Here is a 25,181-nt window from a genome sequence, read left to right as displayed (position 1 = left end):
TAAAATTCTCAGTATATTTGTTGATTTTTAGACAAATTTTTAATGACAAATTTCGATTCACATCGCATATATTATAAAGTACGATATTAATAGATTCACAAACCCTCAAGGTGGTGAGCAATACATTGATTCATAAAAAAATATATAATGCTAGAAACTTAAAAACAGCGAAAGGCACTTTAATTATTGAAGGTCCTGTCTCTACACATAACTTAGAAATGTATGAGTTTCATCCAGACTTAATTGCGTTTCGTCCTGCCGAGCAACAATATAAAGCAATTGTCGAAATTTCTAAATTACCAGAAGCTCGTCTCATTATTGCTAGACATGACCAAACAATTGTTGGATATGTTACATACTTGTATCCTGATCCACTTGAACGATGGTCAGAAGGAAAAATGGAAAACTTAATTGAGCTTGGGGCAATTGAAGTAGTCCCAGCCTTCCGCGGGAGTTCTGTCGGAAAGAACTTACTAGAGGTTTCTATGATGGACGATTATATGGAAGATTACATTATATTGACGACTGAATATTATTGGCACTGGGATTTGAAACAAACAGGATTGAATGTGTGGGAATACCGAAAAGTAATGGAGAAGATGATGAATGCTGGCGGGTTACAATGGATGGCTACAGACGATCCTGAAATTTGTTCACATCCTGCCAACTGTTTAATGGTCCGCATCGGTAAACGCGTTGATACGGATTCTATTCAAGCTTTTGATCGTCTACGTTTTCACAATCGTTTTATGTATTAATAAAGGGGGCAACTGGAATGATTGTAGAAGAAATTATGAATCAAAATGTAGTTACATTACATCCAAACGATACAATCGAAACAGCAATCCGAACGATACGCACGAAAGGCATTCGGCACATTCCAATTGTCGATCAAAATAATCACGTCGTAGGCATTATTTCTGATCGGGATGTGAGAGATGCAAGTCCGTCTATTCTAGATAAACAAGTTTCACTCGATATGCTACAGCAACCGCTCGAGCTTATTATGAAACATCCTGTTATGACTTGCCATCCTCTCGATTTTGTTGAGGAAATTGCTACTTTATTTTTTGAAAATAAAATTGGCTGTCTTCCTGTTACAAAGGCCGGGAAGTTAGTTGGAATCATTTCTGAATCTACAGTACTGCACACATTAGTAAAATTAACAGGAGCACATCAACCAAGTTCGCAAATTGAAATTCAAGTAAAAAACGAACCTGGTATTCTTGGAAAAGTCGTTGCTATTTTTAGTGATTTACAAATAAATATCGTGAGCGTTCTCGTCTACCCAGCAAAAGACGAGAATGATAAAGTACTCGTTTTCCGCATTCAAACGATGAATCCTCTAAAAGTGATTGATGCACTTGAAGCAGAAGGCTACCGCGTATTATGGTCAAACATCATGGGGATGCAAGCATGAGTAGCGCGTTTATTTATTCGGATGACTTTCGGGGCTATTCATTTAGCCCTGATCATCCTTTTAACCAACTGCGCGTCACACTTACGTATGATTTATTACAAAAGGGCGGTTTCATCTCTCCCTCTCAAATCATCTCACCACGGATGGCTACAGATGAAGAGATTGCCTACATTCATACAGAGGAGTACATAAATGCGGTAAAACGTGCTGGAGAAGGAAAGTTAGAAAAATCAATTGCGATGACATATGGACTCGGAACAGAAGATACACCAATGTTCCCAAATATGCACGAAGCAAGCGCATTGCTCGTTGGTGGTACGTTAACAGCTGTCGATGCTGTTCTTTCCGGAAAAGTAAAACACGCGCTTAACTTAGGAGGCGGCTTACATCATGGCTTCCGTGGTAAAGCATCTGGCTTTTGTATTTATAACGATAGCTCCATAGCAATGAAGTATATTCAGAAGAAATACGGTTTACGCGTCTTATATATTGATACAGATGCTCATCACGGTGATGGCGTACAGTGGTCGTTTTATGATGACCCTAACGTATGCACCATTTCACTGCATGAAACTGGTCGCTATTTATTCCCTGGAACTGGCGCTGTAAACGAACGTGGACAAGGTAATGGTTATAGTTATTCTTTTAACGTTCCACTCGATGCTTTTACAGAAGATGAATCGTTCTTAGAAGCATATCGAACTGTTGTAAAAGAAGTTGCAGCGTACTTTAAACCGGATATTATTTTAACGCAAAATGGTGCTGACGCACATTATTATGACCCACTTACACATCTTTGTGCGACAATGAATATTTACCGCGAAATACCGAAGCTCGCTCGTGAAATTGCTAATGAATATTGCGACGGTCGCTGGATCGCTGTCGGCGGCGGTGGCTACGATCACTGGCGCGTCGTTCCAAGAGCTTGGGCACTCATTTGGCTCGAAATGAACAACATCCAAAACATCTCAGGTTATCTCCCTCCAGAATGGATTGAAGCTTGGAAAGGACAAGCAGAAACAGAACTTCCCCTCACATGGGAAGATCCAGACAACATGTATAAACCTATCCCCCGTAAACCAGAAATTGAAGAAAAAAACGCATTAACTGTAGCGAAATCCCTTGAAATTATTCGGAATAATATGACAAAATCTTTATACTAAACGAAAAGGAGGCTCGTTTTTGAATAGCCTCCTTTTATTTGAAGCTTGCTATTATTGTCGTTTTCTGTCGGTAAGTCGATATATGTTAATAATCGCTGATATATTCCGAGTTACGCCGATATATTTTGATAATCGCTGATATATTCTAATAATCGCTGATATATTTTCATTTTATAACAGTCTGGCCCAACTTTTATGAGAAAAGGTCGTGATATTATGTGGACACAACAAATAATCAACACGAAATGCGGTACATTTGAACTCTTTACAAAAGGAAATGGCGAATCGCTTTGTATTACACATCACTATTCACAATTTAATGAAACTGGGGATTACTTTGCGGATGTTTTTACTGCTACGCATCGTGTATTTCTCATTAATTTACGAGATACTGGTCGCTCTGTAACCGCCCAGTCAGAAAACGAATTAAGCATGATTGAAACAATCAACGACTTAGAAGCCATACGAGAAGTATTACAACTTCCAACATGGCATTTCGCCGGTCATTCAACAGGTGGTATGCTTGGACTTTTATATGCGATTACATATCCAAATTCCTTACACTCATTAGTCATAGCAGGCGCTGCAGCAAGTAACTATACCGAAACACCATTTTGCATTTATCACCCAGCACATCCACAGTTTCATTATATGCAAAAACTCATCGAAAACTTAAAAAGCCCTCACCTTACAAATGAAGAACGAAAAGAACTATCTACTGAGAGAACAAAATTATCATTGTTTAAACCAGAAAACTACAACTCTTATTTTTGTAAACCAATCAACAAAACAATGTCCATTAGCCGGATGAATGCTTTCGCCAATGAATATCCTTCATTTGATTTAAGAGAGTATTTACCTTTCATCCAAACAAAGACACTTATTATATGCGGAAGATATGATGTGCAGTGTCCTATTCAATATTCCATCGAGATACATGAGGGTATATGCGATTCTACTTTTGTGACATTTGAGGAGAGCAACCATTATCCTTTTTTAGAAGAAGCGACCCTGTTTACTTCTACTACTCAAATATTTTATAAATCGTTACGCCAGTACCGTTATTATTAAGGAAAGCTCACAGTCTCTATAAGACTATGAGCTAAATTTTCAGAAGAAATATTTCGTACTATATAAAAATAAAAGATAAAAGGAAAAGAGCACCAAACCTACATCAAACAACACTGACTTTTTATCTCCTTCTTTTAAACCTATCGTAATATTAAAAATGCTTCTAACTATCCAACCTAATACTAAAAATAACCAGCCGAAATGATCATTTGTATAATCTTTATCATAAAACATTTGTATTGCACCAATAATTAATAAAATAATTATAATATTAGTTCCAATCCTTAAGACCTTGTTTGATTTATTATCTTGTAATGTATCTCCCAAAATGTAGCACACCCTCTCATGCTCTACTATGTTTTATCTCTCTTTATATCTTAACACAAATTACCTATTATTTCCTTTTTGCAAATAACATAAAAAACCTGCCAATTACTCGGCAGGTATATTACACGTTAAAACGATAACCAGCTCCCCATACTGTTTCAATATATTGCGGGTGAGCAGGATCTCTTTCAATTTTTTCACGTAGCTTTCTAATGTGGACGACAACAGTGGCTAAATCCCCAGCGGAATCTAATCCCCAAATGCGTTCAAATAACTGTTCTTTATTTAATACTTGGTTTGGATGTGTGACAAAGAATGTTAATAAATCAAATTCCTTCGTTGTAAACGCAACTTCTTCATTGTTTATAAAAACTTTTCTCGCTCGTTGATCGATAGAAATTCCGTGAATATATAACGTATCACGTTGCTTACTTACATTTCCTAATAATCTTTCATAACGGGCAATATGTGCTTTTACTCTTGCGACTAATTCACTCGGGCTAAACGGTTTCGTTATATAATCATCCGCTCCTAATCCGAGTCCGCGAATTTTATCTATATCTTCTTTTTTTGCTGAAACAAGTAGAATCGGAATATCTTTTACAGCACGTATTTGTTTACAAATTTCGAATCCGTTCATTTTCGGAAGCATAATATCTAAAATAATTAAATCATAGTCTTCTTGCAGAGCTGTTTGTAAACCTATTTCTCCTGAATGCTCTACATCAACTTGGAAATCATTAATTTCTAAATAATCTCGCTGTAATTCTGCAATACTTACTTCATCTTCTATTAATAAAATTCTTTTCAATTTACTCACCACATTCCTCTACTTTTCCCAATGAGAAGAAAATGCTTGTGCCTTTCCCAAGCTCGCTTTCCGCCCAAATTTCCCCGCCATGTTCTTCAACAATTTGCTTCGCTATCGCTAAACCAAGTCCACTTCCACCTGTGCTAGAATTCCGCGATTGTTCTGCACGATAAAAACGTTCAAAGATATACGGCAATGTATCAGATTCTATACCTGATCCGTTGTCCATCACTTTCACAATAACTTTATTATTATCACTCGATACTGTTACAGTAATTTTCTTCTCTTCTTTATCCATGTATTTCACACTATTATGAATTAAATTTGATATAACTCTATTGATCTTTTCGCAATCAGCCGTTACATATAGTGGTGATGCATGTAATTGTAAGTTAACTTCTATACCTTCTTTACTTAAATCCATTTGCATCTCTTCGATTAACTCTTGCATAAACGTATTCAATTCAACCGTTTCAAACTGAAAGGGAACTCGATTCAAATCGAGCTTTGAGAATAAAAATAATTCATCAATAAGTGTATCCATATGTCTTGCTTTCGTATGGATAGTTGTTAAATACTTATCCATTTTTTCTGGCGTATTTGCTACTCCGTCCTTTATTCCTTCTACATATCCTATAATTGATGTAATCGGTGTTTTTAAGTCATGAGAGATGTTTGAAATAAGCTCTTTTCGATTTTCTTCATACTGTGTTTGCATCTCTATCGATTCTTTTAATCTCTTCCTCATTTCCTCAAACCCTTGATTTAATTGCCCTATTTCGTCGTGTGATGTAATTGGTATTTGAAAATCTAAATTTCCTTCTTTAATTTTCTCCGTTGCGCCTTTCAATACAAAAATTGGTTTTATTACACTTCTTGAAACGAGGTAACTTAATAATCCAATGAGTAAAATGGCTAGTAGTAAAAGCGATACGAATAAGATTGGAAATAATTTTTGTGTAAGATCTACAAATGAACTTTGCTTTTTTAATACAAATATACTTCCCTCTTCTTCCTGAGGAAAATAAAAATCAAACTTTACATATCGATAAAATGTATCGCCTAGTTCCGTTGTACCACGACTATTAATATTTGCTGATTCAAATTTCGGAAGGGCTTCTTTTAAAGAAACACTTTCAAATACGTTTGAAGCATATGAAAGTGTTTCTCCTTTTCTTACTACTATTTTCACACCCTCTTTTTCTATTGCTGAGACAAACGACTCATCTAGCAATTGAGATTGATGCTGTTTGGCTGCTGACTTCAACTCAAGATAGGCATTCTCTTCTTCTGGTGTAAGCGGCTTTTGAATGTAAGAACTTTTATAGAAATTTTTCACTGCTTCCAAGTCACCTGTTATCGAAAAAACGATTAAAAATCCCGCGACTAATATAAGCGTAATGGAAACGAGGATAACAGCAATATAAGAAAATAAAAACCTTGTTTTAATAGACATATCTTAAATCCTCACTTTATCAAACCTTATTATTTATAAGCATAAAAATATATGTTCAATTACTCAAGCGATTTTATAGTAATTTTAGCGTCAGTTTATAAAAATTTAATGTTCCTATTTTACAGTTGAAATTAGGAGGTTGAAATTCCATGTTCAAAAAAACATTCAGTATGATATGTTGCGTAATTTTTTTACAAGGATGCTTGCAAGAACAAGAAGTAAAAAAGGAGATGATAAACATGGAGACTGCACTACTAGCAGCCACTGAAAAAAATGAAACGAATACTGTTATATCTTTACTAAAACAAGGCGCAAATATAAATGCGACGGATAGTCAAGGACGCACTCCGCTTATGATTGCTACATACAAAAATGATGTAAAAACCGCAAAGGTACTTATCGAAGCTGGTGCTGACGTAAATATCCAAGATGACATGAAAAATAATCCCTTTCTATACGCCGGTGCGGAAGGTTACTTAGACATTTTAAAACTAACAATTGATGCTGGTGCAGATCCTACGATTACAAATCGTTACGGCGGAACAGCTCTTATCCCAGCCTCAGAACATGGCTATATTGACGTTATAAAAGAACTCCTCACTCGAACAAATATTGATGTAAATCATGTAAATAACCTGGGATGGACAGCTTTAATGGAAGCCATCGTACTAAGTAACGGAAACGAAACACAGCAACAAGTCATTCGCCTTCTTATTGAGCACGGTGCAGATGTAAATATTCCAGACAATGATGGTGTTACCCCGTTAGAGCATGCTCGCACTCATCACTTTGAAGAGATAGAGAAGATTTTGTTAGAAAGCCGTAAGTAAAAAGCTAATTTTTGCCTTCCTCCCCCACCCTATGCTACATTTAAGCCGTTACATTACTATTAATAGGGTGGGAATAAAAATGAACAAACCTAAAATTGGGATGATTGGACTTGGAAGTATTGCGCAAAAGGCCTATCTTCCAACACTTACAAAAGAAACTGATTGGAATTTTGTAGGGGCGTTTACACCTAACGCACAGAAAAGAAAACAAGTTTGCCAGCAATACCGAATTCAAGACTTTCATTCTATTGAAATGTTAGCTTCGGAATGCAATGCAATCTTCGTTCATAGTTCAACTGCATCGCATTATGAAATCGTTTCTGAACTTCTAAAAAAAGGGATCGACGTTTATGTTGATAAACCGCTAGCAGCTACAGTGGAACAAGCTGAGCAACTAGTCGAGTTAAGCGAGAAGTATAACCGAAAATTAATGGTCGGATTTAATCGCAGATTCGTTCCTATGTATGTCGCTGCCAAAGAACAGGCTCATGATATTTCATGGATTCGAATTGAAAAGTATCGTACAAATAAAGTCGGGCCATATACGTACGACTTCACTATGTTAGATGATTATTTACACATTGTAGATACTGCTCGCTGGTTAGCTAATGATGACCTTAACGCCGTTCACAATATAATGCAAATCACTGAAAAGAATGAACTTCTTTACGGACATCATACATATACAACTCCAAGTGGACTATTACTTTCTACTGCAATGCATCGCCATGCCGGTACTAATTTAGAACAAATTGAACTTGTAACAACAGGAAAAATCATTCGCGTAAAAAATATGAATACATTTGAAATTGAACAGGAAAACTCAGTTTCACAAAGTGGTTCCCCATCATGGGATACGACGTTAAAACAACGTGGTTTTGAAGATGCTGTTCATCATTTTATTGAGTGTGTACAAGGCGATACAAAGCCCGTTGTAGATGGATTAGAAGGATTAAAAACGCAGCAAATGCTACAATCTTTACTAGATGATGTAAATAAAAATTAAAACGGATACATTTTTCAGAATTTACTTTCATTCCCATTCCCTCTTTATTTCTCTCATAAATTTCTATAGAATATGTTGATAGGAATTATAAATTTCATAATGAATCGTGGAAAGGATGGGATTAACACATGTGGAACGAGTTTAAAAAGTTCGCTTTCAAAGGGAATGTAATCGATTTAGCTGTCGGGGTTGTAATCGGTGCTGCATTCGGTAAAATCGTTAGTTCTTTAGTAAAAGATATCATCACACCATTACTTGGTATGGTATTAGGTGGCGTTGACTTTACAGATTTAAAAATTACATTCGGTAAATCATCTATTATGTATGGTAACTTCATCCAAACTATTTTTGATTTCTTAATTATTGCAGCTGCTATCTTTATGTTTGTTAAAGTTTTCAACAAACTAACATCTAAAAGAGAAGAAGAAAAAGAGGAAGAACTTCCAGAACCAACAAAAGAAGAAGAACTTCTTGGCGAAATTCGCGACTTACTAAAACAGCAAAACTCTTCTAAAGATAGAGCATAATTGAACGGATAAAAAGGCATGTCCCTCGGGACATGCCTTTTCTATATGCTATAACGTTTCCGAATTCATATGAATAAATAAAATAATACCAGCAACCACAAGTACCATAATGCTACCTGCAAATAGTGTAATACCAATAAACATTAAACTTGTGCTCATATCTACTGATACACTTTCAATAAAAATAGAAATTACATACGTGATAAGGGCAATTCCTGCAAGAATACTTCCTGGAACAAATCGCTTTAAACCATTTTGTTTTAACGTCATATATGCAAAAATAGCAGTCATACAAAGCGTAATTATCCAAAGAACGATCATCTCTTTTCCCCCTCACAAGCCTTTTCTTTCTATTATACATGACATTGCCCTATAATAGTTAAATTTGCACTTATGTGACATATAACAAGGAATAGCCCCATCTATAGCGAAGGCATTATGAAGAGAATCACAATACACTTTTTGAAGAAAGCATTATTCTTGTTAAAGCAAACAGTTTAGAGGATGCTCACGAACTTGGTAAAAAAATTGCTATGCAATCTGAAGATACGTACGATAATGTGTACGGTGAGCAAATAACGTGGAAGTTCCGAAAAGTGTTGCATGTGTTTGAATTAGACAATACACCATTTGAAACCGGAAAAGAACTGTACGCAAGATTTTTACACGTTAAGAAAAATAAAGCGGTGGATACAGTCGTACAAAAATACTATCCTGAATCCGAATAAAAGCTCACAGCAATCGCTGTGAGCTTTTTTATACTTACTTCGTTGAATCTCTAAATTGGATACGGTGAGGTAAGATAACAGTGTGATCTTCCACTTTTTCTTTGTTCATATACTTTGTTAATAAACGCATTGCTACTGCACCGATATCATACATCGGTTGAACAACTGTTGAAAGCTGCGGACGAACCATTAATGCAAGACGTGTATTATCGAAACCAAGTACTTCTACGTCAGTTGGTACGTTTAATCCAGCGTCTTGTGCTGCATGGATTACACCTAGTGCCATTTCATCAGAAGACACGAAGATTGCTGTTGGCTTTTCATCATTGCTCCAAAGCTTTTCGAATGCTTCGATACCTGAGTCATATGTGTAATCTCCATTGATTACAAGATTTTCATCATATGAAATACCTGCTTCTTCTAAAGCTTTTTTATAACCTTGTAACTTCTTCGCGCTTCCCGCTTTATCAATGAAAGGACCAGAGACGAAACCGATACGTTTATGTCCTTGCTCGATAAAGTGCTTCATTGCATCATAAGCTGCTTGTGTATAATCAATATTTACTGATGGCGTTTCATTTTGCTCATCAAATGACGCTGCTAATACAATTGGTACTGGAGATTTTTTAAATTCTTCAATGTGAATGTCTGTAATATCTTCACCCATGAAAACAATTCCGTCCACTTGTTTTCCAAGCATCGTATTTAATAAATGGAACTCTTTCTCTTTGTTTTGATCAGAGTTACTTAAAATGATGTTATATTTGTACATTGTTGCGATATCTTCAATTCCACGTGCAAGTTCTGCATAAAACGTATTTGAGATATCAGGAATAATAACACCTACTGTAGTTGTCTTCTTACTTGCTAGTCCACGTGCTACCGCATTCGGGCGGTATCCTAAACGATCAATTGCTTCTAATACTTTCTTTCTTGTTGTAGGCTTTACATTTGGGTTACCGTTCACAACACGAGATACGGTAGCCATTGAAACGTTTGCTTCGCGCGCTACATCATAGATTGTTACGTTCATCTCATCGCACACTCCTTCTATTTTTGTTATCTATTTTTATGTATCGGTTACTTGAATGAAAAAAAGACATCAACTCTATTTGCAGATGCCACCAATCGTCCCGAGTTCTTCCTTTTACTAATGATACGATAAAAACGCAGGCTCATACAATATTTTCCCGCAAAAGTTTCGAAAAAATTCGCTTCTTTTCTCGTATTTTCGTATTTTTTATGAAAAAAGGGCATTTTTTGTAAAAAAATAGATGTTTCCTAAGTAAAAATCTTATTTTAAGCAGTACGATAGTAAATGAAATTTATATCGGCGATTTTTCGAATATATCGACTGTAACTCGAAATATATCAGCGATTTTCCAAATATATCGACCGCAACTCTAATTATATCAGCGATTTTTTAAATATATCAACTTACCAACAAAAATCGACAATGACAGTCGCTATACAATAGGAGAAAGCTGTTCCAAAATGCCTTTTTGGAACAGCTCATTAAAAGTTTTTATAATTTACTTCCAAATGATTTTAATTCATTCATAAAATCATTGAACTGCGGTATATTCATTTGCTGCGCCGCATCTGATAAAGCTACAGCTGGATCTGGATGTACTTCAGCCATAATTGCATCTGCACCAATTGCCATCGCTGCTTTTGCAGTTGGTAAGAGAAGGTCACGTCGCCCTGTAGAATGCGTTACATCGACAACGACAGGTAAATGTGTTTCTTTCTTTAAAATCGGCACAGCGGAAATATCAAGCGTATTACGCGTCGCTCTTTCATACGTGCGAATACCTCGTTCACATAAAATAATGTTCCCATTTCCCTTTGCCATAATATATTCTGCCGCATTAATGAATTCTTCAATCGTTGCTGATAGACCACGTTTTAATAATACTGGTTTATTTACAGCACCAGCTGCCCTTAGCAAATCAAAGTTTTGCATATTGCGAGCACCAATTTGAATAACATCAACGTAATCTAATGACATCTCAATATCATTCGGATTTAAAATTTCACTAATAACAGCCAAATCATATTCATCTGCTACCTGGTGCAAAATTTGTAATCCCTCTAATCCAAGACCTTGAAAATCATACGGTGAAGTACGTGGTTTGAACGCACCACCACGCATTAATTTCAGACCTTGCTCTTTCATTGCTTCAGCAACTTGACGTACTTGTTCATAACTTTCCACTGCACACGGTCCCATAATAAAATGCTGATTTCCGTCACCAATTTTTTCACCATTAATTTCAACAATCGTATCTTCTGTTTTTTTCTTACGAGAAACAAGTAATGCTTTACGATGATCATCTTCTTGTAATTCTAAACCAGCTTGAAAAATTTGTTTGAAAATATGTTGTAAAGTCGAAGTTTCAAATGGACCATTATTATTCTCTGCAATTAAATCCAGCATATTTCTTTCACGTACAGGATCAAAACGTTTCACACCTTGTACTTCTTTTAAATTACCAACTTCTTGTACGAGACGACCTCTTTCGTTTAGTAACTCTAATATTTGTAAATTAAGTTGATCAATTTCAGAACGTAAACGACCTAATTGTTGTGATGCCATAAGAAAGCCACCTCTTTCAAATTCCTATATGTTACTTTTTTAAGATAACTTATTATAGCTGATACATATACGATTGTCACACGATATACAGCAATGAATTACTATCAAAAAACATTGTATATTTTCATTTAAAATAAAAAAAAGACAGTTTACATACTGTCTTTTTTTACAAGAAGGAAACAAACGGTTTATCACTGTTTTTCTCTTTTATAATAACGGCCTCAATTTTACTCTCGGACTTAATCTGTAATTGTACTTTCGCATCTTTAGGCAATTTGTCTAACATGCCTTGAGCAGCCAATTGGGTAAGAGCCATTAATTCTGTTTTACCGTTATATTTAATAACAATATTCATATTTAATGTATCCATTTGATCTTTCTTATAAGAAACTTTAGCGTTGACTGGAATAAAATCTCCATTAGAAAAACCTTTTATTTCCTTAGCAAAGTTATTTATTTTTGTATTATCTTCTCCATGTGCTTGTGTAAATTCATCAGAAGGATATGAATACGACTTTTCATCAATTGTACTCCAATTTCCAAGGTTCGTATCATTCTTTTGAACAGTAGCACTAGCAATATACGTACCATTTTTTAAAGAACTAGTACTTTCTTGCTTAAAGATAGCAAACGTAATTGGAGATTTGTTATACTTATCATTTTTGTTAATAGCTTCAATAAGTTGTTTAGCAACTTCAGTCCCTTTAGACATAGCTTCTTCATTCGATACACTTGAAGACATAGCTAAACCTATCATAACACCAGATAAACTTAATTCATTTGAATTCTGTTTTCCGAAATAGTCTTGTTCTATAATATTTGTCAAAACTGGCGCTTCTACTTTCGCAACTAGTTCATCAACTAGTTTCTCTGGAATATACTGATTTAATTGCAGTACGTGACTCTCTGTATCAAATTGCTGCGTTGCAATATTTATTAAACCATTTTCATACTCTGCTAAATCTAATTTAGAATTTGTTTTTATATTAGCTGTATTAATAACCTTTTGTTCTTTTAAAGGAATAACAGTTCTATAATAATCTTTAGAAACAGCAGTTCTCGGAATCATACTTTTTTCTTTTGTATCTTTTTGTATAACTTCATCCTTCTTACTAATCGTATTACTATTGTTACTACAAGCTCCTAGTAATAAACTTACGACTGCGAAGGATAATGCCATTTTCTTCATTACTTAAAACCTACTTTCAACAATCTAGTTATTTAGTTTGAACTATTAATAGTGTACCACTAAATATATTTCAACAAAAACAAAAAAAAGAAGCAAGCACCTTTAGCTTGCTTCTTTTTACTTTATATTCTCTTCTAAAGCATCTTTTTTAATATTCCAATGAGATGTATTCCATACTACCATCCCATCTTTTATGTATAGCACTTGCGGTGATTCATGTCTAATACTGTATTGTTCTGCAACACGATTTGACACATCTCTCGCATCTTGTACGTATAAGTAATACGCTGGCACTTCTCTTTCTTCACTGCAATACGCTTGAAATTCTGTGTATGCACCGTGACTAATCGGGCATGTCGTACTATGTTTAAAAAGAACATACGGCTCATTCTTTTCTACTAAGACTTCAAGCTCTTCAATTGTTTCAAGTTTTGTCATATTCATCACGATTCACCTCTCATACGAAATCTAGAGCGCTTCTCTTTCTTTTCAGCTTTTTTCTCAATTCTTTCTAATTTACGCTCTTCTTTTTCAACCTTCTTCTCTTGTCTCGACGCACGGTAATGATTGTATACTTCAATCGCCGCACTGCTCCACTGTACAACTTGCGCTACTTTATCAGCGTTATTTTCAATTTCGTCCGTTACAGAGTCTGATACATTACGAAGCTTCGTATTTAAAGATTGGATTGTCGTTCCAATCCCATCTACACCCGCTACCACTTTATTTAATGACTGTGACTTCTGTTGAATATCATCAGCTAACGCATTCGTTTTATGTAATAATTGCTCTGTCTCTACGCTAATTCCTTGCATTTGCTTTTCTAAACCTTCTAACGTGCTTGCAACGTTTTCCAACGTCTTCTGAACCGATAACAACGTTCTGCATACATACACTACTAATACTGCGAAAGCAACCGCAATAATAGCCGCACTTACATATAAAAGAACTTGCATTTCATCACTTCCTTTATCTTTTTCATACTTTCCCCTATTATACAATCATTTTCCGTTTCATTCTAATCCCTATCTCATCATTAGAATTTTCATACTTATTCGTTAACTGTAACATAAATCATTCAACAAATTCCACTAAGTAGGTTACAATAGGAGAGGATACATAATTAGTAGGGAGGCTTTACATATGAAAGATCCACGTATTGAAAAGTTAGCATACAATTTAATTAACTACTCTATCCGCTTACAAAAAGGTGAAAAAGTATTAATTGAAAACTTTGGCTTACAAAAAGAACTTGTAACTGCACTTGTAAAAGAAGCATATGCAGCTGGTGGTTTCCCATTCGTCTCTTTAAAAGATCATCAAGTAGATCGCTCTTTATTAATGGGTGCTACTGAAGAACATTTCGAACAAATCGCTGCATATGAAGCAAGCGTAATGAAAGACATGGACGCTTATATCGGTCTTCGCTCTGGCGATAATATTAATGAACAAGCTGACGTTCCAAGTGAGCGTATGAAAGTTCATGGCCAAACAGTTGGTAAAAAAGTTCATAGAGACATTCGCGTTCCAAAAACACGCTGGGTTGTTCTTCGCTACCCAAATGCTTCTATGGCACAGCTTGCTAAAATGAGTACAGAAGCTTTCGAAGACTTCTACTTCGAAGTATGTAACTTAGACTACGGCAAAATGGATAAGGCAATGGATAGCCTTGTTACATTAATGAATAAAACAGATAAAGTTCGTTTAACTGGTCCTGGAACTGACTTAACATTCTCTATTAAAGACATTCCAGCTATTAAATGCTCAGGTCATTTAAACATTCCAGACGGTGAAGTATACTCTGCACCAGTTCGTGATTCTGTTAACGGTACAGTTTCTTACAACACACCATCTCCTTACAACGGTTATACATTTGAAAATGTACAACTTAAGTTTGAGAACGGTCAAATCGTTGAAGCAACTGCAAACGATACAGAGCGCATTAACAAAATCTTCGATACAGACGAAGGCGCACGCTACGTTGGTGAGTTCGCAATTGGCGTAAACCCATACATCTTACATCCAATGGGAGACATCCTATTCGATGAAAAAATCGATGGCAGCTTCCACTTCACTCCTGGACAAGCTTACGACGATGCATGGAACGGCAACAACTCGAACATCCACTGGGATTTAGTATGCATCCAACGCCCTGAATACGGCGGCGGCGAAATTTACTTCGACGACGTACTAATCCGTAAAGACGGACGCTTCGTTGTACCTGAACTAGAAGCTTTAAACCCAGAGAACTTAAAATAATAATAAAAACGCTCGGAATTTTCGCCGAGCGTTTTTTATTTCTTCCCTACCATTTCTATTTTCACATGTGGATTTTCTTTCTCTATAAGCCTTAAGAATTCATCCATATTTTGCGGCATCGCAACCATATGTACTTTATATGCATTCGTCGTAATTTCAAGAAACTTTCCGACCTGACGTATAATTCTCACATCTTTTAATACAATATCATCATTTAAAATACCGTACTTTAATACGCCATTTTCTACTTTATGTTTTTTAATAAATACTTCCCAAACGAGTGGTACATTTACAATGAAGCATAAACCCATCCCAATCAACGCTGACATCCAATGCGCTTTATTAGTGAAAAGCATGACAATTGGATATATAAACATAAAAACTAACGTAAGACAAACGAAAATGACTACTGACTTACTTCTTTGAATTGGAAAGTTCATACCTACACCCCCTAACCCAAATTATACCATTATTTCTATTTTGCTTCATAGAAAAAGGCCATTTCTAAATGACCTTTTACACAATGTACCTATAAAATTTCTTATCTACCTGTAGCACCGGAAAGTTTTTCGGCAACTCGTCTATACTCACACTTTCAAAACCATTCTTTTCATAAAAACGATGTGCCGCTAAAAATTTTACTGTTGTTCCTAAGTAAATATCTTTCAATTTTTTATCCTCAGCCCATGAAATTGCTGTTTGAAGCAACATATGTGATGCGCCCCATTCTTTTCCGCGAAACTCTTTCTTCACGAACATTTTTCTTAGCGCTACTTGATGATTCTCAATATCTAATAAAGCTACTGTTCCAACTACTTTATCATCATAAATTGCTATCCAAAAGTTTCCGTAATCCTTTTGATAGAATGTTTCTATTTCAAGTAAATCAGGTTGCTCTTCTTTCGTAATTGAAACATTATACTCTTTTTGCTGAATATGAACGATAAGATCTACTACTTCCTCTTGAAACGTACTTTCATACGCAATAATGCGTATCTTCTCGTTCATCGAATCTCCTTCCACTCTGAAGCTAGTAAACTATATACAGCGATATCGTGAAAATGATCATATAGCCATTCATCATCTCTTAAAATGCCATCTAACTTAAATCCTAAACGTTCTGGAATAGCGCGGCTTTTCACATTTTCAACACCGCATCTAATTTCCATTTTATTTAATTTTAAATTCTCAAATGCATAGTGAAGTACAGCCTTCACACTACGCGTCATAATACCTTTCCCGCCAGCATCTTCTGCAAGATAATACCCAAGACTCGTCGCTTTCTTCCCCCAGCTCACTGGATGAATACCTACCATCCCAACGAGCTTTCCTTTGTAACGTATGCCACTTTCAAAACCGTCTCCCTCTGCAAATTTCTTTAACCACATCGGACAAATCTCATCATACGCATCAGCAGGTTTCGTCCCATCTACCCAAGGAAGCCATCTTCGTAAATGATTACGGTTTTGATCTATTAATTGATATAGTTCCTCCTTATGATGCTTCTCTAATAACTGTAATTCGATTTCATCGTCTACTCGAAGTGTAAACATGTTTTTTGGTCCCCTTTTTATTTTTCTTATTATTCTAACATTTATAACTAAAGAAATACACGCTAATATATCGACTAACCTCAAGAATCATATATGCCAACATAGCACACAAAAAAGACGCATAGCCAAGCTATGCGTCTTTCCTATTACTTCTCTGCAACTTGAACTTCTTTTACGTAAGCTGCTTCGAATTTTTGGATGTCTCCTGCGCCCATGAAAATTAGAACGCCGTTTTTATGTTTCTTTAATACATCCGTTGTTGTATCTGTAATTAGTTCTGCACCGTCAATACGCTTTTGCAGATCTTCGATTGTTAATTCACCTTTGTTTTCGCGTGCTGATCCGAAAATATCACATAAGTATACTTGATCAGCTTTGCTTAGGCTTTCTGCGAACTCATCTAAGAACTTTTCTGTACGTGAGAATGTGTGTGGCTGGAATACAGCGACAATTTCACGCTCTGGATGTTTTTGACGAGCTGCTTCAATCGTTGCATTAATTTCTGTCGGATGGTGTGCGTAGTCATCGATAATCACTTGCTCTCCCATCGGCTTTTCATTAAAGCGACGTTTTACGCCTTCAAAAGTTGTTAGCTGATGCTTTACTGCTTCTACATCAACGTTTTCATAATGGCAAAGTGCAATTACTGCTAACGCATTTAATACGCTGTGATTGCCGTATCCTGTAATTTTGAACGTGTCATAGTACGTATTACGAACGAATACATCAAAAATAGTACCATCTGTTCTCTTTTGGATGTTGCGTGCTTGGAAATCATTATCTTCTCCAAATCCATAGAAAATAACAGGTACTTTCGCTTGAATTTTTTGAAGTTCTTCATCATCTCCACATGCAATAATGCCTTTTTTCACTTGCAATGCCATCTCTTGGAATGCACTGAATACATCATTGATGTCTGCAAAATAATCTGGATGATCAAAATCAATATTCGTCATAATTGCATAGTCTGGATTATAAGACAAGAAATGACGACGATACTCACAAGCTTCAAATACAAAATACTTACTATTTTCTACCCCATGCCCTGTTCCATCTCCAATAAGGTAAGATGTTGGGTGTGCACCTTGCATTACATGGGCTAACAAACCTGTTGTTGATGTTTTTCCGTGTGCACCAGTTACAGCAACACTTGTGTATTGGCTCATCAGGTCACCTAAGAAATGATGGTAACGATGGACTGGGATGTTTAATTCTTTTGCTGCTACGATTTCTTCATGCGTATCAGGAAATGCATTTCCTGCAATAATCACTTGTCCTTCTTCTACATTATTCTTATCAAAAGGAAGGATCGAGATACTACGCTTTTCCAACGCTGTTTGTGTAAAGAAACGCTTTTCATAATCAGACCCTTGAACAGTATGCTTCATATCATGAAGAATTTGCGCTAATGAACTCATTCCTGTTCCTTTAATTCCTACAAAATGGTAAACTGTCATCTTAAAGAACCTCCAACATTTCGAACTAATACAACGGCCTATCTATAAGACAGTATATGAATCTTTTCTTATTTTGGTAATCATCATACATTTTTGATGTAGTGAAGTTATTCTTCCCTTCACTTATCAGGATAAACTCGTACGTACTTCTTTATATATCCATAACAAGTCCATTATAGCAAAAAAGAAGCCGCTATACTATGATAACAGAAAAACTGATAGGGTCAATCACCTATCAGTTTTTCTCTCTTTTACATCTCTTCTCTTTTTTCTAATTGAACACGCTCTAAACGTGGGTTTGGACGATATTTACGACCAGCTTTTGCTTCTGGTTTCCCATTTAATTCTACATTATCACCAGTAAAGCCAATATTCATTTTTAATAAGCTACTTCCTACCCCGTATATGTCAACAGGTACGTTTTGAGCTTCAAATTCACGAATACGCTTCTCATCAAATCCACCAGTTACAACGATGTCTACATGCTGGAATCCTTCTTCATCAAGTGCTTTACGAAGTGCGAATACAAGCGATGGGTTTACACCACGTGGATCGAATGTTCCAAGTACTTCTGGGTGGCGAATGAAGTATTGATCAATCATCGTGCGGGACGTATCTACACGTACACCTTTTAATGTTGATCCAAATTCACGCGCTACGCGAAGTGCATCTGTAATGACATCATTGTTGTAATCAATTAATACAACTAATTCATCTTCTGGGAATTTCTTATGATATGCTTTTGCCGCTTCTACAACATCACCATTAAACATTTGAATTAATGCGTGAGGCATCGTCCCCATACCACTTTTGCCCCACCATTCATTCATCGCATGCGTCGCTTGTGCGCTCATACCTCCGATGTATGCTGCATAACCGTCACCAGCTTGTTGTGTATAATGATCGTCACGATCTCCCATGAAAATAACTGGTTTTTCTTTATCTACGCTACGCGCAGCTTGGACAACGTTATATACGTTTGTCGCAACCGATGTACGACGAGCTAAAATCCCATCAATGACACCTTCTAAAAATCCGAAATTTTCATAAGGACCATGAATTGTTAACACTGTTTCAAATGGACTAATTTTATCGCCATCTTTTAAAGAGTTAATCTCAAGTTCCTCAGGATTTTTAGCGAATGTTTGTAGCAACGCAATCACTTCATCTGTTCCGCAAAGAACTGCATTTTCCTTTTGGAAAAATTGCATCGTTACAACACTTTTCGGGCGAAATTCTTCAATGATTTCTCTAGTCTTTAAAAAGTAAACGGCAGAGAACCAACCTTCTCCAACGCGTTCGTCAAATTTAAATGTTTTATTTGTTAGTCTATTTATTTCACCTTTTAATTTTAATTCAATTTCTTTCATGTCGCTTTACTCCCTACTTTACTATCCAACATTTTCTCTTAGTATACAGCATAACCGTTTACTATACATTTGTTTCCTGCATAGCAGCGAATTCATCCTCAGAAATAAGGACATCTCTTGGCTTCGTTCCTCTTGCTTCAGAAATAATTCCTTGCGATTGCATCTCTTCAATGAGGCGTGCTGCGCGATTATAACCGATGCGGAATTTTCGCTGTACAGAAGATGTGGACGCTCCCCCTTGTTCTACAACAAATTGACATGCTTCGAAGAACAATTCGTCTTCCGACTCAGCTTGTTCTGTTTTCGCTAATAAATCCTCTTGCTTAAATAAGTAATTCGGCTTCATTTGCTTTTTCACATGATCAACTGTCTTTTCAATCTCATCATCCGATACATATACACCTTGTACACGAACAGGCTTAGATGTACCGTTCCCTAAGAATAACATATCACCACGGCCAAGTAATTTCTCCGCGCCACCAATATCGATAATCGTACGCGAATCAACTTGAGATGATACAGTAAACGCAATACGCGTTGGAATGTTTGACTTAATTAAACCTGTAATAACATCTACAGATGGACGCTGCGTCGCTACTAATAAATGAATACCACAAGCACGTGCTTTTTGCGCAATACGACAAATCGCTTCCTCAACATCACCAGGTGCTACCATCATTAAGTCGGCTAACTCGTCAATGACAATAACGATATAAGGTAATGTTTCTCCCGGAATTTCTCGCTCACTTACAATCGTATTATAACGAGTTAAATCACGAGCACCTGCGTGCGCAAACAATTCATAACGGCGTTCCATTTCCTCAACTGCCCATTTTAATGCAGCTGTTGCTGCTTTTACATCCGTAATAACAGGTGCTACAAGATGTGGAACAGAATTGTATGGTGCAAGCTCAACCATCTTCGGATCGATTAACATTAACTTCACTTCATGTGGTTTCGCTTTATATAAAATACTCGTTAAAATCGCGTTAATACACACACTTTTACCTGAACCCGTTGCACCCGCAATAAGTCCGTGCGGCATTTTTCGAATATCCGTTACAATTGGATCCCCTGAAATATCAAGCCCCAGCGCAACAGTAAGCGGTGATTCACTCTTTGTGAATACAGGACTTCTTAAAATTTCACGAAGAAATACTGGCTTACTTTCTTTATTTGGAACCTCGATTCCAATCGCACTCTTCCCTGGAATCGGTGCTTCAATACGAATATCTTTCGCAGCTAAGCTTAACTTAATATCATCACTTAAATTTGTAATTTTATTTACTTTCACACCTGGGTCTGGCTGCACCTCAAAACGAGTGACTGCCGGACCTTGCGATACATTAATAACATGTGCTCCAACGTGAAAATTATTAAACGTTGTATCTAATAATTCTTTCTGCTCCTCTAACCATTCTGTATTATCTAACGCTGATTGCTGTGGAATCGACAACAGCGCTAATGGCGGAACAGTGTATGTCGGTGGTGTGTGCAATACATTTCGCATATCGTTCTCTCTTTGATTTACAACATATGCTTTCTCTTGTACTTCCGTACTTGAAATTGGCTTTTGTACTTGCTCTACCACTATTTGCTGTATTGGTTGTTCTTCCACTTGTGGCTCTGCTACTACTTGCTGCATTGGGTGTTCTTCCACTTGTGATTCTACTACTACCTGCTGCACTGGGTGCTCTTCCACTTGTGGTTCTGCTGCTACTTGCTGCACTGGGTGCTCTTCCACTTGTGGTTCTGCTACCTCTTGTTGCACTGGCTTATTCTCTACTCGTACATTAGCAGAAGGCTGCATTGCATTTGCTCTAGCTGCATGTCTTTCCATTAATCGTGTTCTATCTTGTTTCAACATAACAACATTAAATGGTACATGACGCTTTTTCTCACGTTTTGGTTCTTCTTTTTGTACAACTGGTTGTTCTTCTGCGACTGGTGTTTCCTCGGCAACTGGTTGTTCTTCTACGACCGGCGCTTCTTCTACAACTCGTTGCTCTTCTACGACCGGTGCTTCTTCTACAACTCGTTGCTCTTCTGCGACTGGCGCTTCTTCTACAACTGATTGCTCTTCTACGACCGGTGCTTCTTCTACAACTGATTGCTCTTCTACGACCGGTGCTTCTTCTACAACTCGTTGCTCTTCTGCGACCGGTGCTTCCTCGACAACTGATTGTTCTTCTACAATCGGTGCTTCTTCTACAACTGGTTGTTCTTCTGCAATTAAAACATCCGCAAAGCTTTGAACATCTTTCTTCGTTTGTTCATCAGCCTCAGCAACATGTATGAATTCACTCTTTTGTTCAATTGCTTCAGCTTCTTGCTGAATGTCCTCAAGTGCTACAAATGTCTCTACTACAGGCGCGTTTATTTCTGCAATCACTTCTACTTCTTCTGACTCTTCCGTTTCCGCAATTACTTCAGCTTCTTCTGACTCTTCTACTTCCGCAATTACTTCCACTTCTTCTGACTCTTCTGCTTCCGCAATTACTTCCACTTCTTCAGGTGCCTCTGTTTCCATAACTACTTCTTCAAGCTCTTCCGTTTCTGCAATCACTTCTACTTGTGACACTTCTTCCGGTATTTCCACAATGATTGTTTCTTCAAGTTTTTCTTCTGCTTTGACAATCACTGATTCTTCTAGAGCTTGCTTTTCTACTTCAATAGTAGGTTGTTTTATTTCTGTATTACGTTTAATTTCTTCTGATAATATTGTATCCTCGTGCTCTACTTTAGAAGCTACTAATTCTTCTTGTAGATTGTTTTCGTTTAACACCACTACATCTTTTTCTAGCTTAGCACTTTCCATCTGCTCAGCTACTGTTTTATGAAGTAATTCATCCGCTGGAACTTCCTGCGGTGTACTCATTTCTTGAATCACTTCTTTTTCTTCTACTAAAGGCACTTGGCGTTCAATTTCATAACCGTTTTTCTCTAGCCATTGATCAACAACTGATTTTTCTTCTTTTTTGCTCTGTTGACCTTGCTGTTCAACTACTTCACCTGAAGCAGAAGACGTTGCTTGTCCTTCTGAGAAATCAGATAATGTATATCCTTTTTTCTCTAACCATGCATCAACGACTGATTTACCCTCTACAGATATTTCAAGGTCTTCTCTTTCCTTTACTTCCTCCTGCTTTTCTTCCTTTTTCTCTACTGAAGGACGATTATATCCATAAATTGGCGAAATCATTTCTGTTGGCCGAAATGGTCTACGGTTACTCTCTTGCGAAGGTGCAGATGCCTTTTTAACGACAGACTCCCGCACCGGTTCATATTGCACTTCCGGCTCTTCATATGTAGAAACTACCTTTTCCACATACGGTCGTCTGCTTCTTTCCACCTTTATTCCTCTTTGGGCAGTCGGTTCTTCATATGTTACTCCTTGAACAGGTTGTTCTTCGAAGCGATTTACTTCGCTTTCATCCTCTTCATCGAACCCATTATCCGGTACTAAAGGAAAACGGCATTTACCTGCATTCCTACTTGCCATTTGTGCTTCTCTTGCTTCAGTGTAGTGGTTTACACGAGGAATTTTCGGCTGACTTTCAATTTGCTTTGGTACTTCTTTATTCATCGCTGTTTGTTCTTCCTCTTTGTTAAACAGCTTTTTCATCCAATCTAACATGCTTACCACTCTTTCTACTAAATAGTAACATCCTTTATTGTATCAGCATTCGGCAAAAAGTGCAGGTAAAATTAAGCATGTCATATTTATCCATAATATTCTAATTTACGAGTGTTTTCATATAAAAAAAACGCAGTCTTTCATGTAAGACTGCGCTTAAGCTTTACTCTTCTGATATGCATCTATGCTATCCGTTACACTTTGCAATAAAGAATTTACATACTGCGGGTCAGATAATTTTTTATCTTCTTCATGGTTTGACATAAACCCAAGTTCTAATAACACACCAGGAACCTTTGCCCAATTAAATCCAGAAAGATCATCCCGAAATTTAATTCCATTTACTTTTACTTGCTGGTTCTCCCTCATTTTATTTACAATCATTTGAGAGATTTGAAGACTTTCCGCATAAATCTCTTTCGTATATGGACTTCCTTCTGCCGGCGTCAATACAGCGAATGCACTTTGGTTTGGATTTTCAGAACCATCTGCATGAAGACGTAAAAATAAATTAGCCTTATGATTATTTGCGAATGTCGCCCTTTCTTTATTACTTATATCAACGTCTTGTGATGTTCTCGTCATTAATACTTGTATTCCCTTTGCTTCTAACTTTTCTTTTAATACGAAAGCCATTTCTAATACAAGTACAGCCTCTCTCTTTTTCGTCACAACACCTGTTGTACCGTCTGTCACTTTATATTTTTGCGTTGTTGCCCCTGGTCCAATCGGCTCTAAATTTAAATTCGCTTTTTGTTGATGCCCTGGATCAATAACGACGAGAAACTTCTCTTGTTTTTCATTACTCTCTACTTTTTGTTCATTATTTTGCACTGGTTGCTCAGTCGGCTGCACTGGCGTAGTTTCTTCTTTCTTTTCATCAGATGATACTTCCTCTTGCTTATGTTCTACTTGCTCATTCGTTTGAATTGCTTGCGATTCTTCGTTCTTTTCTTGTTCTTGCTGCTTTTCTACCGGTGCATCTTCTTTGGTATCTTTGTTTTTCTCTTGTATAGAAGATGTAGTTTCTTTTTTCGGCTGCTCTTGTGAACAACCGGCCATATATATTCCAATGAATGCAATCATGCTCATTATTTTTATATACTTCATACTTCTCTCCCATCACTTTGCACCGGATTCAAAGTTTTTCTTATAATTGCCCTATAATCTCATCCATATTTCCAATATAAACTGGCTGCCATTTTTCTGTACCACGTTCTGCAGTATAAACCGGATAAGCGTCATCATCTATATTTACGAAAACTGGATCGCCCATATCCGTTTCATATCCAATTGTAATCCATCCTTCTTGCCACTTTCCGTTTTCTTCACTTATTAATGAATTTTTATGTTTATCATATCGATAACCGATTTGTCCTTTTTCTAATTCACTTTCACTAAACACATATATTTCATAAGTACCTAGCTCAACATCTTGCTGTTTTGAAGTTTCAATTCGTTTTAGAAGTTCTGCGATTTTTGGTTGTTGTTTCATACGTCTATCCCCTTCTGCTTTTCTAAATTTTAACTAGTTTGTTTATAAAATACAATATAGATTTTAAGAAAAAAGGTGACATCCTTATCATATTAACAATTTTTTGAATATATCTATCACTACTCTCAATATATCAACGATTTAACACGAAATTTCGATTTACCGACAAAGAATGACAAAAAAAGAGAGGTTGTGGTCATCTCCCTGTCAAGTAGACAGTAATAAAAAGAGTATTATGCCACGGCCTTTTCCCGATATTCTATCGGGGAAAGGCCGTGAAGTT

Annotated in this window: 25 protein-coding genes and 1 pseudogene; 9 read left to right on the top strand and 17 right to left on the bottom strand. The window is 36.6% G+C overall.

Annotated elements, in window-relative coordinates; all coding sequences use genetic code 11:
* The first annotated feature begins 125 nt into the window (after positions 1–125).
* The 4 genes from acuA to MR169_RS02800 all read left to right on the top strand — a co-directional run bounded on the left by acuA (position 126) and on the right by MR169_RS02800 (position 3,654).
* Entirely contained in the window at positions 126–758 is a 633-nt protein-coding gene (gene acuA, locus MR169_RS02815; RefSeq protein WP_000581388.1) for an acetoin utilization protein acetyltransferase AcuA, read from the top strand.
* A 17-nt stretch (positions 759–775) separates the two neighbouring features.
* Positions 776–1,420, top strand: coding sequence for an acetoin utilization AcuB family protein (locus MR169_RS02810; protein WP_242318857.1), 645 nt, complete (start codon positions 776–778; stop codon positions 1,418–1,420).
* Positions 1,417–2,583 (top strand): acetoin utilization protein AcuC, encoded by a 1,167-nt coding sequence (gene acuC / locus MR169_RS02805; protein ID WP_000092808.1) that lies wholly within the window; start codon positions 1,417–1,419, stop codon positions 2,581–2,583. The genes MR169_RS02810 and acuC overlap by 4 nt, the downstream gene beginning before the upstream one ends.
* Before the next feature lie 195 nt (positions 2,584–2,778).
* Entirely contained in the window at positions 2,779–3,654 is an 876-nt protein-coding gene (locus tag MR169_RS02800) for an alpha/beta fold hydrolase (protein ID WP_242318856.1), read from the top strand.
* A 39-nt stretch (positions 3,655–3,693) separates the two neighbouring features.
* Here MR169_RS02800 and MR169_RS02795 read toward each other — a convergent pair whose 3' ends face one another.
* From MR169_RS02795 to MR169_RS02785, 3 genes are all read right to left on the bottom strand, one after another.
* Positions 3,694–3,981, bottom strand: coding sequence for a hypothetical protein (locus MR169_RS02795; protein WP_000502934.1), 288 nt, complete (start codon positions 3,979–3,981; stop codon positions 3,694–3,696).
* A 121-nt stretch (positions 3,982–4,102) separates the two neighbouring features.
* Positions 4,103–4,792 (bottom strand): response regulator transcription factor, encoded by a 690-nt coding sequence (locus MR169_RS02790; protein ID WP_001986686.1) that lies wholly within the window; start codon positions 4,790–4,792, stop codon positions 4,103–4,105.
* Between the two features lies 1 nt (position 4,793).
* On the bottom strand, positions 4,794–6,248 hold the full coding sequence (locus MR169_RS02785; protein WP_242318855.1) for a sensor histidine kinase: 1,455 nt from the start codon (positions 6,246–6,248) through the stop codon (positions 4,794–4,796).
* Between the two features lie 149 nt (positions 6,249–6,397).
* Here MR169_RS02785 and MR169_RS02780 point away from each other — a divergent pair, with 149 nt between their 5' ends.
* From MR169_RS02780 to mscL, 3 genes are all read left to right on the top strand, one after another.
* Positions 6,398–7,078 carry an ankyrin repeat domain-containing protein gene (locus tag MR169_RS02780; protein WP_242318854.1) on the top strand — a complete coding sequence of 227 codons (681 nt, stop codon included), beginning with the start codon at positions 6,398–6,400 and terminating at the stop codon, positions 7,076–7,078.
* A 79-nt stretch (positions 7,079–7,157) separates the two neighbouring features.
* On the top strand, positions 7,158–8,084 hold the full coding sequence (locus tag MR169_RS02775) for a Gfo/Idh/MocA family protein (RefSeq protein ID WP_242318853.1): 927 nt from the start codon (positions 7,158–7,160) through the stop codon (positions 8,082–8,084).
* Between the two features lie 128 nt (positions 8,085–8,212).
* The gene (mscL, locus tag MR169_RS02770) at positions 8,213–8,611 is read left to right on the top strand and encodes a large-conductance mechanosensitive channel protein MscL (RefSeq protein ID WP_000267003.1); all 399 of its coding nucleotides are present in this window, start codon (positions 8,213–8,215) and stop codon (positions 8,609–8,611) included.
* 48 nt (positions 8,612–8,659) lie between these two features.
* On the opposite strand, the gene MR169_RS02765 is transcribed toward mscL, so the two are convergent.
* Positions 8,660–8,932, bottom strand: a complete 273-nt coding sequence (locus tag MR169_RS02765; RefSeq protein WP_000636590.1) for a DUF3917 domain-containing protein — start codon at positions 8,930–8,932, stop codon at positions 8,660–8,662.
* 113 nt (positions 8,933–9,045) lie between these two features.
* Between MR169_RS02765 and MR169_RS02760 the strand changes: the two are divergent.
* Positions 9,046–9,339 (top strand): annotated as a pseudogene (locus tag MR169_RS02760) (DUF4288 domain-containing protein); the annotation flags it as partial.
* A 34-nt stretch (positions 9,340–9,373) separates the two neighbouring features.
* Here the strand turns inward: MR169_RS02760 and ccpA are convergent.
* The 5 genes from ccpA to MR169_RS02735 all read right to left on the bottom strand — a co-directional run bounded on the left by ccpA (position 9,374) and on the right by MR169_RS02735 (position 14,083).
* On the bottom strand, positions 9,374–10,372 hold the full coding sequence (ccpA, locus tag MR169_RS02755; RefSeq protein ID WP_242318852.1) for a catabolite control protein A: 999 nt from the start codon (positions 10,370–10,372) through the stop codon (positions 9,374–9,376).
* A 492-nt stretch (positions 10,373–10,864) separates the two neighbouring features.
* Positions 10,865–11,938, bottom strand: coding sequence for a bifunctional 3-deoxy-7-phosphoheptulonate synthase/chorismate mutase (locus MR169_RS02750; RefSeq protein WP_242318851.1), 1,074 nt, complete (start codon positions 11,936–11,938; stop codon positions 10,865–10,867).
* Between the two features lie 166 nt (positions 11,939–12,104).
* Positions 12,105–13,127 carry a CamS family sex pheromone protein gene (locus MR169_RS02745; RefSeq protein ID WP_000738031.1) on the bottom strand — a complete coding sequence of 341 codons (1,023 nt, stop codon included), beginning with the start codon at positions 13,125–13,127 and terminating at the stop codon, positions 12,105–12,107.
* A gap of 117 nt (positions 13,128–13,244) precedes the next feature.
* Positions 13,245–13,571 carry a bacillithiol system redox-active protein YtxJ gene (gene ytxJ / locus MR169_RS02740; RefSeq protein WP_001057469.1) on the bottom strand — a complete coding sequence of 109 codons (327 nt, stop codon included), beginning with the start codon at positions 13,569–13,571 and terminating at the stop codon, positions 13,245–13,247.
* Positions 13,571–14,083, bottom strand: coding sequence for a DUF948 domain-containing protein (locus tag MR169_RS02735; RefSeq protein ID WP_001197720.1), 513 nt, complete (start codon positions 14,081–14,083; stop codon positions 13,571–13,573). The genes ytxJ and MR169_RS02735 overlap by 1 nt, the downstream gene beginning before the upstream one ends.
* Before the next feature lie 187 nt (positions 14,084–14,270).
* On the opposite strand from MR169_RS02735, the gene MR169_RS02730 reads away from it, so the two are divergent.
* A complete protein-coding gene (locus tag MR169_RS02730; protein ID WP_000654731.1) occupies positions 14,271–15,386 on the top strand; it encodes an aminopeptidase in 1,116 nt (371 codons plus the stop codon).
* 35 nt (positions 15,387–15,421) lie between these two features.
* Here the strand turns inward: MR169_RS02730 and MR169_RS02725 are convergent, their stop codons facing one another.
* The 8 genes from MR169_RS02725 to MR169_RS02690 all read right to left on the bottom strand — a co-directional run bounded on the left by MR169_RS02725 (position 15,422) and on the right by MR169_RS02690 (position 24,898).
* Positions 15,422–15,826, bottom strand: coding sequence for a PH domain-containing protein (locus MR169_RS02725; RefSeq protein WP_016118736.1), 405 nt, complete (start codon positions 15,824–15,826; stop codon positions 15,422–15,424).
* A gap of 76 nt (positions 15,827–15,902) precedes the next feature.
* Entirely contained in the window at positions 15,903–16,394 is a 492-nt protein-coding gene (locus MR169_RS02720; RefSeq protein WP_001003133.1) for a GNAT family N-acetyltransferase, read from the bottom strand.
* Entirely contained in the window at positions 16,391–16,939 is a 549-nt protein-coding gene (locus MR169_RS02715; RefSeq protein WP_242318850.1) for a GNAT family N-acetyltransferase, read from the bottom strand. Before MR169_RS02715 ends, MR169_RS02720 begins: the two co-directional genes overlap by 4 nt.
* 146 nt (positions 16,940–17,085) lie before the next feature.
* A complete protein-coding gene (murC, locus tag MR169_RS02710) occupies positions 17,086–18,396 on the bottom strand; it encodes a UDP-N-acetylmuramate--L-alanine ligase (protein WP_000219468.1) in 1,311 nt (436 codons plus the stop codon).
* Between the two features lie 251 nt (positions 18,397–18,647).
* Positions 18,648–19,766 (bottom strand): nicotinate phosphoribosyltransferase, encoded by a 1,119-nt coding sequence (locus tag MR169_RS02705; RefSeq protein WP_000658370.1) that lies wholly within the window; start codon positions 19,764–19,766, stop codon positions 18,648–18,650.
* Between the two features lie 61 nt (positions 19,767–19,827).
* Positions 19,828–23,403, bottom strand: coding sequence for a DNA translocase FtsK (locus MR169_RS02700; RefSeq protein ID WP_242318849.1), 3,576 nt, complete (start codon positions 23,401–23,403; stop codon positions 19,828–19,830).
* Between the two features lie 156 nt (positions 23,404–23,559).
* Positions 23,560–24,513 carry an N-acetylmuramoyl-L-alanine amidase gene (locus MR169_RS02695; RefSeq protein ID WP_242318848.1) on the bottom strand — a complete coding sequence of 318 codons (954 nt, stop codon included), beginning with the start codon at positions 24,511–24,513 and terminating at the stop codon, positions 23,560–23,562.
* A gap of 40 nt (positions 24,514–24,553) precedes the next feature.
* Entirely contained in the window at positions 24,554–24,898 is a 345-nt protein-coding gene (locus MR169_RS02690; RefSeq protein WP_000813353.1) for a hypothetical protein, read from the bottom strand.
* Positions 24,899–25,181 lie beyond the last annotated feature (283 nt).

Origin of the sequence: Bacillus cereus group sp. BfR-BA-01349, assembly GCF_022663795.1 — a bacterium.
Lineage (GTDB): Bacteria > Bacillota > Bacilli > Bacillales > Bacillaceae_G > Bacillus_A > Bacillus_A cereus.
The sequence above is the reverse complement of the archived record's forward strand: the minus strand, read 5'-3'. Positions and strand labels throughout refer to the sequence as shown.